Source organism: Clostridium tunisiense TJ, from assembly GCF_000300195.1.
Taxonomy (GTDB): Bacteria; Bacillota; Clostridia; order Clostridiales; family Clostridiaceae; genus Clostridium_J; species Clostridium_J tunisiense.
The window spans coordinates 1-15,704 of sequence record NZ_AMQH01000012.1; the positions used below are offsets into that span (position 1 = coordinate 1).

Sequence of the window (15,704 nt, forward strand, 5' to 3'; positions counted from 1 at the left end):
AGCTTTTAAACTCAACCTTTAAAGTAAAAGAATAGAAACTAATGAACTTATAATAATAAACTGGAGAATTAATCGTATCAAATTAATTCTCCAGTTTTTTTAATTATATTGCTATTTCTTCAGTGTAGTTTGAGGATGCTTTCATTTCAGCAGCCATATAGTTAGTTAAATCTACAACTCTACAAGCATATCCCCACTCATTGTCATACCAAGAAACCACTTTAACCATGTTTCCATCCATAACCATAGTTGATAGTGCATCGATAATAGAAGATCTTTCGTCACCTCTATAGTCTATTGATACAAGTGGTTCTTCTGAATAACCAAGTATCCCTTTCATTTGACCTTCAGCAGCTTTCTTTAAAGCCTTATTAACCTCATCCACAGTTACATTTCTTGAAAGTTCACAAACTAAGTCAGTCATTGAAACTGTTGGAGTAGGAATTCTTACAGAAAATCCATTTAATTTTCCATTTAAATTTGGAAGTACTTTACCTACTGCTTTTGCAGCTCCAGTAGTGGTAGGTATTATTGATTCTGCAGCAGCTCTTCCTCTTCTTAAATCTTTATGATTTTTATCAAGAAGTTGCTGATCATTTGTATATGAATGTATAGTAGTCATTAAACCCTTTACTATACCAAATTCTTCATCTAAAACTTTTGCAAAAGGTGCTAAGCAGTTTGTAGTACAAGAAGCATTAGATATAATGGTATGCTTATCAATATCTATTTTATCTTCATTTACACCCATAACTACAGTTATATCTTCATCTTTTCCAGGGCAGGTTAGAATTACTTTTTTTGCACCTGCTTTAACATGTTTCATAAGGCTTTCTTTATCTTTAAAAACTCCTGTGGAATCGATAACAATATCTACACCTAGAGCTTTCCATGGTAAGTTTTCAGGATCTCTTTCTCTACAAATTTTTATTGTTTTTCCATTTATAGTTATTGAATCTTCTGTAGTATCTATATCACCTTTAAAGGTTCCATAACAAGAATCGTATTTAAAAAGATGAGCTAAAGTATCACTCTCTGCTCTGGCATTAATTGCAACTATTTCAACATCATTTTCTAATCTTTCTGACGCAATCCTTAGAACAGAACGTCCAATTCTTCCGAAACCGTTAATAGCAACTTTTGTACACATAAAAATTCCTCCCATAATCTTACAAATTATTATATATGTATTTAAAGGTTATATTATTGATATTATATAATGTGGCACATAAAAAATAAACCAATTTATGTGCTATACTATATATATAACATTAATACATATATATGTAAACTCTTAAATTATGTGATTATTAGCCTTTATATTAGGTTACAAAAGAATATATGACTTTTTCATGTAATATCTTTAAAATACATGATTACGTTTACTTTGGTAAAAAAACCTATAAAATGATGAAAAACTCAGAAAATTTCAAAAATAAAGTGATACACTAATTAAATGATTAGTATATCACTTTAGCTTATATTTTATTGCATATTGCAGTTTAAAGAGTATTAATTATCCGTTATGAGGTTCAAATCCTGCTCCAACTTTAGTAACTTGAACCGCAACCATTTCGGATACAGTTCCATTAATTATTTCATGCCATTCTCCAGCAGGTACAAAAATTGAAGAACCTACTTGGATGTCAAAAGCGCCGTCTCCAACCATCATTCTACCTTCACCTTTAAGAATAAAAAATATCTGTTCTCCACTTGGGTGCCTATGTTTGTTCAATATTTGATTTGGCTTGAAGTAATAAACTTCGGATGTAATATCACTACCTGCAAATACAGGAATCTTAGGAACAGCCTTATCACCATATTGATTTAGGGTTCCATCAAGTAAATTTTTAAGCTTTTCCATGTTTTAATCCTCCTTAGAATTTTATGACTTTAGTATTTGCTTAATAAAATAAAAAATTCAAAATCAGTTTGTAAGTTTTAATATTCAGTAAAAATCAAGGTAGTTAGAAAAGATTTAAAGTTGGTGTTATAATAGAAATATATTACATTTATAAAAAAGGAGGAACTAACATGGCAAATATAGGTCTTGTTCTTGAAGGCGGGGGCATGAGAGGACTGTATACATGTGGTGTATTGGAATACTTTATGGAAAAAGACTTATACTTTAACTATATTATAGGAGTATCTGCTGGAGCATGTAATGCAGTTTCTTACATATCAAGACAAAAGGGCAGAAATAAAAGGGTAAACATTGATTTTGCAAATCATTGGAAGTATGCAAGTTTTAGAAATCTTATAAAAGAAAAATCCTTTTTTGGAATGAATTTTATTTTTGAAGAGATACCAAATAAACACGTAGCCTTTGATTATGAAACTTTTCATAGATCACCTAGTAAATTTCTTATAGGAGTTACTGATTGTAATACTGGTAAACCTCTGTATTTAAATAAAGAAGATGTAACAGAAGGGTTTTATGCTTTAAGGGCTACAGCTTCATTGCCTCTTATTTCTCCTATGGTTAAGCTAAAAGGATATGAACTTTTAGATGGTGGAATTTCAGATTCTATTCCTATAAAAAAATCCATTGAAGATGGAAATGAAAAAAATATTATCATTTTAACAAGAGATAAAGAGTATAGAAAAAGTCCTATGAAGTTTGAAAAATTAATAGAATTTAAGTATAAAAAATACCCAATGCTTGTGGAAACTATAATGAATAGATATAAAAAATACAATGAAACCTTAGATTATATAGAAACTTTAGAGAGAGAAGGCAAGGCAATAGTTATCAGACCTTCAAAAAAAGTTAAAGTTGGAAGAATTGAAAAGGATAAAGAAAAACTCTATAATCTATTTGAAAATGGACATGAGGATGGAGAAAACTATTATGATAAAATAATAAACTTTATTAATGAGTAGAGAAGTTTCATATGGTTTTGTCATTAATCATTGAAAAGTCTACAGTAGAAAATATAAATATTTAAGCAGAATGAAAAAATCCCTAGGAGAATTAAAGTATGCCTTTTATAAAGGACAATTTTAAAATACCTATGGATTCTTTTTTATTAATGACTATAATTTAGTCCATTATCTACTGATAGTGGCTTAATTTTACATGTGAAAAGTTAAATTGATAAATAGAATAAAAGTTATTTATAGTCCAAGAATAGTACATATTCTTTCTCTATCAAACCCAAGAACCTCTTCACCATTAATAACTAATAATGGTACTGACATATAACCTTTTCTCATAAGAGTTTTTCTAGCATCTAAATCCCTAGAAATATTGTACTCTAGATATTCAATATTATTGGCTTGTAAAAAATCCATAGCTTGATGGCAGTAACCGCAAGTATCGCTAGTATAAATTTCAACTTTATTCATAAATGAAACCTCCTTTTAAATAGCAAAATAAATCTATTAAGCATCTATTATTTATCTTATGAGTTACTAATCTTAATTTATGATTTATTTTACTTTATTTCCATGACTTTTTAGAAAGAATTATTTTTGTTAAACAAAAATATAAAAGCTTGTGTAAAAAAAACTCCTTATTTATACTATACGATAAATATTATTTTGACACTTAATGTATACAATATATGTTAATTTATAATTTATTTATGAGAATAATACTAATAATTTAGTGAGAAGATAAATTTATAGACCGAAGGGAGGAAGAACTATGAAAATCGTAAGTTATTTTAGTGGAATAAAAAATGCAAATAAAGCAGTAGAAGCATTTAAAGAAAATGGGTTTGCTAATGCATACTCCGATTTAAATACCCATGAAATACTTGATTACACTAGAGAAGGAAATGAAGGCGGTGCAGTAAACTCACCAAGTCTTTCTAGCTTAGTATTAAATTCTTCAAATTCGCTATATACAACAGAGCAAGGTCCTCTAGCAGCAGCAAGCCCAATGGCTAGTGGAATGGGAGGCTTTGATGAAATTGCAGATGTAAATTACAAGGTAGTTGTGAATGTTAATGAAAAAGATAGAGAAAAGGTAAATTCTATAATAAAGAATATGGGCGGAGAGTTAGAAAATCCAAATTTTAAACTTCCAGAAGGGCTAGAGAATATTTCTTTTGAGGAAGTAGTAGAGAAATTGACACCTTAAGAAACACTATGGGAGAAAAAATGAGTAAGAATTTTAAAATGCCTAGTGTTTATACTATACTTTTTTTAATTATCATAGTAGTAACTATCCTTACTTGGATTATACCAGCAGGTCAGTATAACTATGTAGATCCAAGTGCAATTAAAAAGATACCAATTTCAGAAACCTATCATCTAGTGGAAGGAAATCCTCAAGGAATTACTGATGTGATAATGGCTCCTGTAAGTGGCTTCTATGATGCAATAGAAGTAGCTTTATTCATAACCAGGGGTTGTAATTATAACCTATTTATTTTATATTCCTTTATCTCTTTTGATACCATCAACTTCTGGACTTGCAACTTTGACAATGCCAATTATGGCACCACTAGCAGACTTTGCTGGTGTAACTAGGGCTATAGTTATCGCAGCTTACCAATCAGCTTCAGGGCTTATTAATTTAATCACCCCAACTTCTGCTGTGGTCATGGGAGGCCTTGCAATTGCTAGGGTACCTTATGGTAAATGGATTAAGTATTTATTAAAGTTTTTGATTATAGCTTTTATACTTGTATTATTAATGTTAATCTTAGGAATATATTTATAGGAATCAAAAGGTTCATGAGTTTTTAACCGAACCTATTTTGATTCCTTTTTCTGAATTTGAAATTGATTAGTTTTTCCCATGTTATAGGCTAGTTTAATCATAGACTGTTCCTCTTTGGTGAGCTCACGGTTAAACATTTTTTCAAATTGCATTAATAATTTATGAGTATCTAATTTAGTGCTTTTGGATGGCTCCCTATTAGTGCTAAGTTTATTGAGGTTATAAACTTTAGGCACAATTTCCTTCTTATAAATCTTTTTAAAAACCTCTGTTGTATAAAAAGCATCATTAAAGGCGTTGTGAAAATCTTCTTTAACAGGAATATATAATAAGTCTACAGCTTTGCTTAAGCCTATATTTGTTCCTTTAGGGTATTGAAAATGTTTCGAAGCATGATATTGAATATCAATATATTTTTTAGAAATATCAGAGTGGTTTAACTCGTGATATGTTATATTTCTAAATAACTCCTTAATATCAGCGGCGCCCCAAACACATAAAATATTATCACCTTTAAGAAAAGTATAAAGACTACCATATATTTCCTTAAAAGTTTTAGCGGTACTTAATATTTCTGAGTTAAGACCTGTAATTTCCTGTATATGGGGTTTAATATCTGTATAAGCCTCAGGCTTTATTAGTTTATCAAATGTAGACAAAGTATTAAATTTCTCATCTAGCTTTAAGGCACCAATTTGAATTATCTCAAAAGGGAAGCTTTTATTTATTTTATTTTGTTCTTCATCTTGCGATTTAGAGGGATGATTAAATTCCAAATCCAATATAATATAATTCACTTTGCCACCTCCTAATATTTCTTGTTTATTACTTGGGATAGCATGTAATTTAGTTTAATTAACAAAAACTATCTTTAAAAAAATTATAATAAACTATTTCATAAACAAGTTCTTTAACTATATTAATATTTCTATGATAGTTACTAATAATTAATGAAAGTACTAAGTATTAATTGAAAAAGAAGTTTAATAATTTGTTAAGTAATTCACTGTGAAATATACATAAATTATATTATAACCTATATTATTAAAATGGAAAACTACTAAAAATTTTAAGGGTATAAGTATTAGAACTTTATTTGTTTACCATTAAACATAGAGTTGTACGGATTACCCTTTCAGCGGTATCCTCTAAAAGTTGGCTGCCATTTTCCATGGCTTCCTCTAAGGTCATAGGCTTATCGGTGATAGAAAAGATGCTATGGAGGCCTTCCTCATATAAAATATTAGCTCCTTCACCAATACCACCTGCCAGAGCAATCACTGGGATATTATGTTTTTTAGCTATCTTTGCAACCCCATAGGGAGTCTTTCCATATTGCGTTTGATAGTCAATGTTTCCCTCTCCTGTAATGACTAAATCTGCATTACATATATAATCTTCTAAATTTGTGGTTTCTATCACTATGTCTATACCTTTTTTAAGTTGGGCATTTAAAAAGGCTACTAATCCGCCCCCAAGTCCGCCAGCTGCTCCCGAACCTGGAGTTTCACCAATGGATATTCCTAATTGGTTTTCAATTATATTTGAATAATGATTTAGATTGCTATCAAGAAGTGAAACCATTTCCTGTGTAGCACCCTTTTGAGGAGCAAAGATACTAGAAGCACCCTTTGGACCATAGAGGGGATTATCAACATCGCAGGCAACTGTAATTGAACAACCGTTAAGTCGCTTATCTAACCCACTAGTATCAATTAACATTAACTTTTCTAAAGCTCCTCCCCCAAAGCCAATGTCATTTCTACCAGAATCTAAAAATTTAACTCCCAGAGCTTTCATCATTCCAAATCCACCATCATTTGTCGCACTACCACCAATACCAATTATGAAGTTTCTACAGCCTTGATCTAGGGCATGTAGTAAAAGTTCACCAGTTCCATAGGTAGTTGTGATAAGAGGGTTTCTTTCTTCTTTAGATAAAAGTGGAAGACCGGATGCTGCGGACATTTCTATTACAGCAGTTTTGTTATCACCAAGAATACCATAAAAAGAATCAATTTTCTTCATTAGTGGATCAAAGACCTTTGTTGAAATTATTTTTCCATTAGTTGCATCTACTAAGGATTGAACTGTACCTTCACCACCATCAGCCATGGGGACTTTTTCTATTTTAATATGACTATATGCTTTATGTATTCCTTTTTCAATTGCATCAGCTACTTCTTTAGCAGTCAAGGAGCCCTTAAAAGAATCAGGAGCTATTACAATTTTCATTAAAATCACCACCATTTTCTAAAATGTTTAACTCTATGATTATTATTACTGCAACCATTATCATATTTTTCAATAGACATTATTTAGCTATCTGAAATTACATATTTTTTTATTTATATTTTATATTATTCAAGTAGAATTTAAAATAGGAATTCTTATATCCTTTATTATAGTGTTGATAGTATAATCAATAATAATATAGATTTCTTATATAATAAATTGCCTTGTTGGGTGTAATTAAAAAGCTTATAATTACATTATAAGAAATAATTATTATTAATTACATATTCTAATTAATAAGTATTGAGGTGCGATTTTATGACAGAGGATAAATTAATGGAAATTATAGAAAGTAACCCAATCATCATAAAAAACATTCCTAACCCTAGCGAAAAGATAAAGATGGCAGCAATTAAAAGAGATGGAATGATGATAAGGTACATAGAAAACCCAACTGAGGAAATGAAGGAATTAGCATTAAAAAGTAGTATTAGAGCTATAGAATTTATAGATAATCCAACCTACGACATGAAAAAATATGCGGTATCAAGGGCATGGAATACTTTGCAATACATTAAGAATCCTTGTGAAGACTTGATTAACATAGGTATTAACCAAAAGGGATGGGCAATAAGATATGCTGAAAACCCAAGTTTAGAAATTGAAAAACTAGCTATCAAAAAAGACTATGATTCCATAAAATACATTAAAAATCCTTGTGAAGAGCTTCAGCTTTTGGCTATAAGCATAAATTATGAAGCTTTAAGGTATATAGATAAGCCTACTTTAAAGGCCGAAATTTTGGCCGTAAAAGAAAATGAATCAGCTATTAAGTTTATAACAAATATTGATGAAAATAAAAAGCTTATACTTTTGAAAAATAATCCTTCGGTAATGAAGTATTTTGTTAAGGATATACCTAAGGAGAAAGTTGAAGAAGCTTTAAAAGAAGTCTTATCTAAAGAACAGGTTGAGGAAAACTATGTGAGAGCTTTTATTAATTGTAATAGTATTAATGAAAAGCAAGGTAATATATCTATGGATAAAATCCTTTTTATTAATAAGTATGGTAGTAAGAAAGCTAGGAAAATAACGGTGGATGAAAAGTTGAAAGTTTAGTAAAGGTACAAAGGAAAGGAAGTGAAACTTTGAGAAGATAAAAATTAACCTCTTCTCAAAGAAAATATATGAATTTTAAAGATACTTTAATTAGTGCAGAAATTATTATTGAAACGGGAGAAGTTCCTTTAATAGTTGGAGAAAGTGGAATAGGTAAAACTGCTTTAGCCAAAGAACTTAGTAAAAAACGAGGATGGAATTTAGTTATTATAGATGGAAACTTGCTAAAGGAGGGAGAAATTGGGGGACTACCAACCATAGAAGAGTATAAAAGCATAGATGCTAATGGAAATTTAGTTAATAAAAAAAGAACTGTTTATGCGGTTCATAGCAAACTTCAGGATATTGATGAGTTTGTAAAAAATGAAGAAGAAGTGCTTTTATTTATTGATGAGATTAATCGTTGTGAGCACACTGTTCAACAGGAACTTATGAATCTGATATTAAATAGAGAAATTAACGGATATAGTTTGGATAATAGGGTGAAAATTTTGGCCGCAATGAATCCTTCAAGTAAATACGGAGAAGATTTTGATTACCAAGTAGTAGATATGGACTCAGCACAGGAAAATAGGTTTGTTTGGCTTTATATGGAAAGTGATACTAAAGCATGGCTCCACTGGGCAATAGAAAAGGGGGTTGAAAATAAAGTAATAGAGTTTATAGCTACCTTCCCAGAATACTTACATAGTAAGGACAGTAATGTTTATGCAAAAGCCACACCTAGAAGCTATGAGAGAGTTTCTAAAATCTGTAAGCTATATAAGGAGAGCAGCAGAGACATTCCTAAAAGAGTGCTTTTTAATATAGTAGCTGGAAACTTAGGTAATAAAATAGCAGAAGAATTTATTTCCTTTAATGAGGAAAATAATAAACCCTTAATCTCCGCTGAAGAAGTGTTTGAAGGGCCGGAGATATCTAAGGAAACTTTACTAAGGATAAAGACAGAAAGTCACACAAGATTATATTTAACTGCTAAAAATCTTCTACATATTTTAGAGTGTGGATATCCCACAGAAAAAGAAATAGAGAGATTTATTAAGTTTATAGAACTTTACCCTGTAGACTTAAGACTTGCATTGATGCAGGATATGAAGTTAAGTTACAACAAGGTTTATAGTTTATCCATAGAAAATGAAGGCTTTGTAAATATGTATTTTGCTGCTTATGATGAAATAAAAGGTTAGGTGGTATAATGGGGAATAAGTTTCATGAATTAAAAGAAGAGCTTTATGAAGTTATTTCGAATGTGCAGTCTGTAGAGGCTATTCCGAGGGATTTTGAAGAGAAATTTTTAAGTCTCATTAACAAAGTAAACTTCTTGCTTATGGAGGATAAGGATAATTTTTATGGTTACTTTCTTCTGCAAATGGGAAGAGCGGTTAAATATGATATTGCATCACCAACTTCAATAGAATTTAAGCAGGCGAAATATGTTATTTATTTTAATCCTTTTATTTATTTAGGTCTTACTACTGAGCAAATGCAAAGTACCATAAAGCATGAAATTCATCATATACTTAGCTTACACTTAATAAGGGCTAAACAACTTAAACATACTTATAGTACCTTAGCAATTAATATGGCCATGGATATAGTTGTAAATCAATACTTAGATTATTTACCTCCTTACGCTACAACCATTGAATGGGTTAATTTAAACTATAATTTAAACTTGAAACCTTATAATTCTATGGAGTACTATGTGAATAAGATTCAAGAAGAGTTAAATTTATTAGAGGAAAATGAAGATAGCGAAGAAGATGATACAAAGGAAAGTGACATTGAAAAGGAGTATGATATTTCTAAAACTCATAATCAATGGGATAAGTCTTTAGAAATTGATGATAAAACTCTTAAAGAATTCACAGAAAAATTTGCAAGTGAAGCAGTAAAAGGTACAATACCAGTTTATTTAAGTTCTATGATAGAGGCTTTAAGTAATGAAAAGGGAGAGATACCTTGGAATATATATTTAAAAAAACTAATGGGAACTTTGGAAAGTAAAAAAAAGAAGACTATAACAAGAAGAAATAGACGACAACCTAATAGATTAGATTTAAAAGGAGAATTGAGGAATCACATAGCTAAAGTAACAGTAGCAATTGATATTAGTGGTAGTATTAGTGACGAAGAATTTCATCAAGCAATGAAGGAAGTATTAAGTATTGTTAAGAATTATAATCATGAGATAACTATTTTAGAGTGTGATACAGAAATAAGAAGAAGTTACAAAATAAAATCAATAAAAGATATAAAGGAAAGAGAAGTAACTGGTGGTGGCACTAAGTTTAGTCCAGTATTCCAATATGTTAATGGTACAGACACTAATATTTTAATATATTTTACCGATGGCAAAGGCGAAGAAAGATTAAAAGCTCTTCCAAAGGCTTATAATACTCTTTGGATAATTTCAGGAAGAGGTGACAAGCTTTCTTTAGCAAATCCTTTTGGAATTGTTAAAAGGCTAAAGAAGGTGGAAATCAGAACAGATACTGTAGATTTATTAGATATAAAAAATGAAGGTTGGTCAATGAATAGTCAACAACCTATGATTTAAAATTATTTATTGTTTTGGAAGGGATACCTTCCTTTTTTTATTTTGTAGAAAAATATGCTTTTAAATTATATATTAGAGAATCAATTCATATAATTAAATGAGTTTTTAAAATTTATTTAAACTTAAAAAAGGAGATGTAGTTATTGTGCTTAAAAGCAGTATGCCTTTAAGGCTTAGGGATACTTGGGCAGAAATAAATTTAGATAATATAATTTGGAATTTCAATGAAGCTAAAAAACTTCTTTTAAAGGAAACAAAAATAGCGGCAGTGTTAAAGGCTAATGCTTATGGACATGGAGCAATTGAAGTTGCAAGAATACTTGTTGACAAAGGGGTAGACTATATAGCAGTTGCCTGTTTATTAGAAGCTATAGAACTGAGAAGAGAGTTTAAGGATATACCTATATTAGTAATGGGCTATACGTCAGAGGAACATCTGCATATAGCCGTAGAATATAATATAACCTTAACTATATTCAGTGCTTTGCAGGGAGAATTACTTTCAAAGATAGCTTCATCTTTAAAAACAATACAAAAAGTTCATATAAAAATTGATACGGGTTTTAATCGATTAGGTTTTAAATGGAGTAAAGATTTGAAAGATATTATAAAAAGTATTTATAAACTTAAAAATATTGAAGTTGAGGGTATATTTACACATCTTGCCCTGGTTAATAGACAGGAAGATGAGAAGCAATTTGATTTATTTCAAAAGGTTATAGAAGAAATAGAAGAAGAGAAAATTCATATTCCTATTAAACATGTATGTGACAGTATTGGAATGGTTAGATATCCTGAGTTTCACATGAATATGATAAGACTTGGGGCATTTCTATATGGAATGAGGCCATCAAGAATTAGTGACAAGTCACCAGTTTTAAAAACCTCTTTAACCTTTAAAACTAAAATTTCTCATATTAAGCATATAGAAAATGGAGAAGGGGTAGGTTATGATTACTCTTTTATAGCAAAGGAAAAGGCAAAAGTTGGTACTTTACCTGTGGGATATGCTGATGGTTACATGAGGTGTCTTTCTAATGCTGGGGAAGTAAGTGTTAATGGTGAAAAGGCTAAAGTAATAGGTAAAATATGTATGGATCAAGCTATGATAGATTTGACTAGCATATCCAATGTAAAAGTTGGAGATGAAGTGGTTCTTTTAGGAGGGCAAGGAGAAAACTTTGTAGATGTGATGGAAGTAGCTGATAAATGCAATACAAATAGAAATGAGGTTTTAAGTGTAATAAGCAGAAGAGTTCCTAGAGTATATATTAAAGATGAAAAAATTATTGGGGAAGTTAATTATTTAATGACTTAGATGGGTTGGAGGTGGAATTTTGGATAAGGATTTATTAAAAAATCAGATAATGAATATGAAACATTGGCTTGTAAGTATTAGAAGAGATTTTCATATGCATCCTGAACTTGGTTTGGAAGAATATAGAACTAGTGATGTAATAAAAAAATATTTAAAAGAAATGAATATAGAATATGAAACTTATGAAGGTCAAACCGCTGTAGTTGGAATAATCTATGGTAAGTTTCCGGGTAAAACTGTTGGCATAAGAGCTGATATGGATGCATTACCTATAACTGAAAGTAATGAGGTATCATACAAATCTGAAAAAGAAGGAGTTATGCATGCCTGTGGACATGATGCTCATGTTACTATGCTTTTAGGAGCTGCAAAAATCTTAAGTACTATGAAAGATGAGCTTCATGGAAATATAAAGCTATTTTTCCAACCTGCAGAAGAAACTGTTGGTGGAGCAGATAGAATGGTGAAGTCAGGATGCATGGAAAATCCAAAAGTAGACTATGTCATCGGTTTGCATGTAATGCCAAATCATCCTTGTGGAATTATTGAGACTAAGTATGGAGCATTAAATGGTGCTAGTGATGGAATTAGCATTACGCTAAAGGGGAAACAAGCTCATGGTGCATATCCTGATTTAGGTGCAGATACCATAGTAATTGCAGGGCAGGTAATCACTGCTCTTCAAACTATAGTAAGTCGAAATGTATCTCCTTTAGATTCTGCGGTGCTAACTCTTGGAACTATAAATGGTGGAGTGAAAGGGAACGTAATAGCTCATGAGGTGAAAATTAGAGGAACTTTAAGAACAATTGATCCTGATACAAGAGTTATGATAAAAGAACGGATAAAATATATCGTAGAGAGTGTAGCAAAGTCCTTTGGGGGAGAAGGGTTTGTAGAAATTGAAGAAGGATATGCAGCACTTATAAATTCTTCAGAGGTTGTAGAGGTGATAATTAATACTGTTAAAGAGAACTTTGGTGAAGGTGCCTTAGTTATTAAGGATAAGCCTAGTCTTGGAGTAGAAGATTTTTCATATTTTATTGATGCTTCAAAAGGGGCTTTTTATCATTTGGGATGTGGAAATGTAGAAAAGAAAATTACTGCGCCACTTCATAATTCTTGTTTTGATATTGATGAGGAGTGTCTTCCACTAGGAGTGCTTGCACACACCTTAATTACGCTTAATCTTTTGAATAAGAAATAGTTATGGATAAAACTCTCAACTCGTAGAGCTTAGCTATGAAGTTTTATTTAATATAAAAGGGAATAATACACATTTTTAATATTAGGGGGATTTTTTATGAAAATATTTATTAGTGCAGACATCGAAGGAACTACAGGGGTTGTAAATTGGGATGAAACAGAAATTGATAAGGAATTTAGCAAATATTTTTGCGAACAAATGACAAGAGAGGTTAATGCTGCTTGTGAAGGTGCTATATCAGGGGGAGCAGAGGAAATTTTCATAAAAGATGCTCATGGACCAGCAAGAAATATTAATCCTTTAAAGTTGCCAGAGAGTGTTAAAATTATGAGGGGATGGGCAAGAAATCCATTAATTATGATGGCAGGACTAGATGAGACCTTTCAAGGGGTTATATTTACGGGATATCACTCAGCAGCTGGAGAAAATGGGAATCCATTAGCTCACACTCTAAATGGGAGCATACAACATATGCATATTAATGGAGAAGTTGCTAGCGAGTTTTTAATAAATGCATATACAGCAGCTTATTATAATGTTCCGGTGTTATTTTTAAGTGGAGATAAAGCCCTTTGTCAGTCAGTGAAAAAACTAAATAAGAATATAAAAACTGTTGCTGTTAGTGAAGGGCTTGGACAGGGATCAATTTCAATTCATCCCAACTTAGCAATAACAAAGATTAAAGAACAAGTATATGAAGCTGTGAAAGATGATTTATCAAAGTATATTATTGAGCTTCCAAAGTTTTTCAGTGTAGAAGTTAAGTTCAAAGATCACTTTATTGCATACAAGGGTGGGTTTTATCCAGGAGCAACTCATGTAGATGCTAAAACCATTAAGTATGAAGCAGAGGACTATATGGATGTGCTTAAATTTATATTCTTTGCGGTGAACTAAGGTAATCTTTTGAGTTTGAAAAGGGGATGGGAAAGGTGATAAAACCTAAACAATTAAAAAAAGGTGATACCATAGGAATAGTGGCACCAGCAAGTCCAACAAGGAAGCCTAATAGTATTGAAAAATCTATCAAAGTTTTAGAGAGCCAAGGATTTAATGTAGTAGTTGGACAGAGTTGTAGAGAAAAGCATGGGCATTTATCAGGCAACGATGAATTGAGAGCAAGAGATATTAATCAAATGTTCAGGGACAAAAATATTCACGGAATTTTTTGTATTAGAGGAGGTTATGGTGCACCTAGAATACTAGATATGCTAGATTATGATAATATAAGGAAAACTCCAAAAGTTTTTCTTGGTTATAGTGATATTACAGCTATTCATATAGCCTTAAATCAAATTTGTAATTTAATAACTTTCCACGGACCAATGACGGTTTCTGATATGATAGAAGACTTTGATGAGTTTTCAAAAGAAAGTTATTTAAAGGCAATTAGCTCTATAGTACCCTTAGGCAAACTTTTTAACCCTGAAGGAATAGAAATTAAAAGTTTAAATTCAGGAAGTGCAAAGGGGAAAATAGTGGGTGGAAACTTATCTTTAATAGCTTGCACCTTAGGAACACCTTTTGAAATAGATACAAAAGGAAAAATACTACTAATAGAAGATATAGGCGAGTTTACTTATTCAATAGATAGAATGCTTACCCAACTTAAATTAGCAGGGAAATTTGAGGATTGTAATGGTATAATTCTTGGAGACTTTAAAGATTGCAAACCAGAACACGAAGGTTATGGACTTTCCTTACTTCAAGTATTTAAGGATATTATAGCTCCTGCAAACAAACCAACAATATATAATCTTATGGCAGGGCACTGCTCTCCTAAAATAACTATACCACTGGGAGTTGACGCTATTGTTGATGGAGATGATTGTAGTTTAACTATAATAGAAGCTGCAATGATATCATAAGAAAATAGTAACAGAATAAATTGTTAAAAAAGGCTGCAGGTGATATTTGCAGCCTTTCTTACAACCTTAAAAATATGAATTATTAATGAGAAAATACTTATAAAACTATTTCATCGAAAAGAAGATTATCACAAAATATATTTCTTATTATATCTAACTTAGCTCTATCAAAATTCTTAAAAGATTCTAGGGCTGAAGATTTATTGTGATAAACCTTCCAATAACCACATAATAGAAATGGTTTATCAGGATTAGTTATAAAAGTTTTTACATCTTCAAGGGGGAAGTCTAAAAAAATCCCTAGTTCATGAGGACAATTCATAATATCATATCTGTTTTTTAAAGTTATAAGATAATCATTTAAAGAACCTTCAAGGTTATAGCCATACTGAGAAAGAAACTCTGATACCTCTCTATTGCTAAGTTTCTTTTCAAGGAGTTTTTCGTCATAGAACAGTATTGCAATATAATTTTTAGCCTCTCTAAGTTCAAAAGCCTTTACACTTAATTCCTTTAAAATTTCATCTTTATATATATACCAATTTTTCTTTGTATTTCTATCATAATTACATAGAGTAACAGTACTTGCAGCCTTAAGGCCTTTTAAAGTAGGAGCGCAATTATAAGCAATTACACTTTTCATATAATCTTTCTCACTTAAAGTAGTTAAAGCACTTCTAAAAGCTTTTAAAATAGTTCTCATAATAACCACTTCTCCTATAATT

At 30.8% G+C, this 15,704-nt stretch carries 17 protein-coding genes; 11 read left to right on the plus strand and 6 right to left on the minus strand.

The annotated features are described in order from the left end of the window. Positions 1-103: 103 nt before the first annotated feature. Together gap and C661_RS0111740 are read right to left on the minus strand one after the other, a co-directional pair. Complete coding sequence (gene gap, locus C661_RS0111735; RefSeq protein ID WP_017415512.1) at positions 104-1,150, minus strand: type I glyceraldehyde-3-phosphate dehydrogenase; 1,047 nt, start codon at positions 1,148-1,150, stop codon at positions 104-106. A 366-nt stretch (positions 1,151-1,516) separates the two neighbouring features. Further along, the gene (locus C661_RS0111740; RefSeq protein WP_017415513.1) at positions 1,517-1,864 is read right to left on the minus strand and encodes a cupin domain-containing protein; all 348 of its coding nucleotides are present in this window, start codon (positions 1,862-1,864) and stop codon (positions 1,517-1,519) included. A 170-nt stretch (positions 1,865-2,034) separates the two neighbouring features. Between C661_RS0111740 and C661_RS0111745 the strand changes: the two genes are divergently transcribed. After that, positions 2,035-2,883: a patatin-like phospholipase family protein gene (locus C661_RS0111745; protein ID WP_017415514.1), complete on the plus strand. Its 849-nt coding sequence runs from the start codon at positions 2,035-2,037 to the stop codon at positions 2,881-2,883. A 234-nt stretch (positions 2,884-3,117) separates the two neighbouring features. On the opposite strand, the gene C661_RS0111750 is transcribed toward C661_RS0111745, so the two are convergent. Continuing rightward, positions 3,118-3,348, minus strand: a complete 231-nt coding sequence (locus C661_RS0111750) for a glutaredoxin family protein (protein ID WP_017415515.1) — start codon at positions 3,346-3,348, stop codon at positions 3,118-3,120. Positions 3,349-3,649: 301 nt separating this feature from the next. Here C661_RS0111750 and C661_RS0111755 point away from each other — a divergent pair, with 301 nt between their 5' ends. From C661_RS0111755 to C661_RS0111765, 3 genes are read left to right on the plus strand one after another with little or no spacing between them, the layout of a single operon-like run. Continuing rightward, positions 3,650-4,087, plus strand: a complete 438-nt coding sequence (locus C661_RS0111755; protein WP_017415516.1) for a hypothetical protein — start codon at positions 3,650-3,652, stop codon at positions 4,085-4,087. An 8-nt stretch (positions 4,088-4,095) separates the two neighbouring features. Then, positions 4,096-4,479 carry a hypothetical protein gene (locus C661_RS23655; protein ID WP_192812663.1) on the plus strand — a complete coding sequence of 128 codons (384 nt, stop codon included), beginning with the start codon at positions 4,096-4,098 and terminating at the stop codon, positions 4,477-4,479. After that, positions 4,400-4,672, plus strand: a complete 273-nt coding sequence (locus C661_RS0111765; RefSeq protein ID WP_341349157.1) for a hypothetical protein — start codon at positions 4,400-4,402, stop codon at positions 4,670-4,672. Before C661_RS23655 ends, C661_RS0111765 begins: the two co-directional genes overlap by 80 nt. 32 nt (positions 4,673-4,704) lie before the next feature. Here the strand turns inward: C661_RS0111765 and C661_RS0111770 are convergent, their stop codons facing one another. Both C661_RS0111770 and C661_RS0111775 read right to left on the minus strand, forming a co-directional pair. Further along, positions 4,705-5,469 carry a 3'-5' exonuclease gene (locus C661_RS0111770; protein ID WP_017415517.1) on the minus strand — a complete coding sequence of 255 codons (765 nt, stop codon included), beginning with the start codon at positions 5,467-5,469 and terminating at the stop codon, positions 4,705-4,707. A 295-nt stretch (positions 5,470-5,764) separates the two neighbouring features. After that, positions 5,765-6,907: a glycerate kinase family protein gene (locus C661_RS0111775; protein WP_017415518.1), complete on the minus strand. Its 1,143-nt coding sequence runs from the start codon at positions 6,905-6,907 to the stop codon at positions 5,765-5,767. A 318-nt stretch (positions 6,908-7,225) separates the two neighbouring features. Between C661_RS0111775 and C661_RS0111780 the strand changes: the two genes are divergently transcribed. From C661_RS0111780 to C661_RS0111810, 7 genes are all read left to right on the plus strand, one after another. Then, a complete protein-coding gene (locus C661_RS0111780) occupies positions 7,226-8,026 on the plus strand; it encodes a hypothetical protein (protein WP_017415519.1) in 801 nt (266 codons plus the stop codon). Between the two features lie 68 nt (positions 8,027-8,094). Continuing rightward, on the plus strand, positions 8,095-9,213 hold the full coding sequence (locus C661_RS0111785; protein ID WP_017415520.1) for an ATP-binding protein: 1,119 nt from the start codon (positions 8,095-8,097) through the stop codon (positions 9,211-9,213). Positions 9,214-9,221: 8 nt separating this feature from the next. Further along, on the plus strand, positions 9,222-10,586 hold the full coding sequence (locus C661_RS0111790) for a vWA domain-containing protein (RefSeq protein ID WP_017415521.1): 1,365 nt from the start codon (positions 9,222-9,224) through the stop codon (positions 10,584-10,586). A 145-nt stretch (positions 10,587-10,731) separates the two neighbouring features. After that, positions 10,732-11,904 (plus strand): alanine racemase, encoded by a 1,173-nt coding sequence (gene alr, locus C661_RS0111795; protein WP_017415522.1) that lies wholly within the window; start codon positions 10,732-10,734, stop codon positions 11,902-11,904. 19 nt (positions 11,905-11,923) lie between these two features. Beyond that, positions 11,924-13,111, plus strand: a complete 1,188-nt coding sequence (locus C661_RS0111800) for an amidohydrolase (RefSeq protein ID WP_017415523.1) — start codon at positions 11,924-11,926, stop codon at positions 13,109-13,111. 96 nt (positions 13,112-13,207) lie between these two features. After that, the gene (locus tag C661_RS0111805; RefSeq protein WP_017415524.1) at positions 13,208-14,008 is read left to right on the plus strand and encodes a M55 family metallopeptidase; all 801 of its coding nucleotides are present in this window, start codon (positions 13,208-13,210) and stop codon (positions 14,006-14,008) included. Between the two features lie 35 nt (positions 14,009-14,043). Continuing rightward, positions 14,044-14,979: a S66 peptidase family protein gene (locus tag C661_RS0111810; RefSeq protein WP_017415525.1), complete on the plus strand. Its 936-nt coding sequence runs from the start codon at positions 14,044-14,046 to the stop codon at positions 14,977-14,979. Positions 14,980-15,076: 97 nt separating this feature from the next. On the opposite strand, the gene C661_RS0111815 is transcribed toward C661_RS0111810, so the two are convergent. Beyond that, complete coding sequence (locus tag C661_RS0111815) at positions 15,077-15,682, minus strand: DUF3793 family protein (protein ID WP_017415526.1); 606 nt, start codon at positions 15,680-15,682, stop codon at positions 15,077-15,079. Positions 15,683-15,704: the final 22 nt, after the last annotated feature.

Coding starts and splice junctions, on each gene's coding strand:
- C661_RS0111750 (WP_017415515.1), bottom strand. CDS start 3,348: ATGAATAAAGTTGAAATTTATACTAGCGATACTTGCGGTTACTGCCAT.
- gap (WP_017415512.1), bottom strand. CDS start 1,150: ATGTGTACAAAAGTTGCTATTAACGGTTTCGGAAGAATTGGACGTTCT.
- C661_RS0111745 (WP_017415514.1), top strand. CDS start 2,035: ATGGCAAATATAGGTCTTGTTCTTGAAGGCGGGGGCATGAGAGGACTG.
- C661_RS23655 (WP_192812663.1), top strand. CDS start 4,096: ATGGGAGAAAAAATGAGTAAGAATTTTAAAATGCCTAGTGTTTATACT.
- C661_RS0111815 (WP_017415526.1), bottom strand. CDS start 15,682: ATGAGAACTATTTTAAAAGCTTTTAGAAGTGCTTTAACTACTTTAAGT.
- C661_RS0111790 (WP_017415521.1), top strand. CDS start 9,222: ATGGGGAATAAGTTTCATGAATTAAAAGAAGAGCTTTATGAAGTTATT.
- C661_RS0111805 (WP_017415524.1), top strand. CDS start 13,208: ATGAAAATATTTATTAGTGCAGACATCGAAGGAACTACAGGGGTTGTA.
- C661_RS0111780 (WP_017415519.1), top strand. CDS start 7,226: ATGACAGAGGATAAATTAATGGAAATTATAGAAAGTAACCCAATCATC.
- C661_RS0111785 (WP_017415520.1), top strand. CDS start 8,095: ATGAATTTTAAAGATACTTTAATTAGTGCAGAAATTATTATTGAAACG.
- C661_RS0111755 (WP_017415516.1), top strand. CDS start 3,650: ATGAAAATCGTAAGTTATTTTAGTGGAATAAAAAATGCAAATAAAGCA.
- C661_RS0111740 (WP_017415513.1), bottom strand. CDS start 1,864: ATGGAAAAGCTTAAAAATTTACTTGATGGAACCCTAAATCAATATGGT.
- C661_RS0111775 (WP_017415518.1), bottom strand. CDS start 6,907: ATGAAAATTGTAATAGCTCCTGATTCTTTTAAGGGCTCCTTGACTGCT.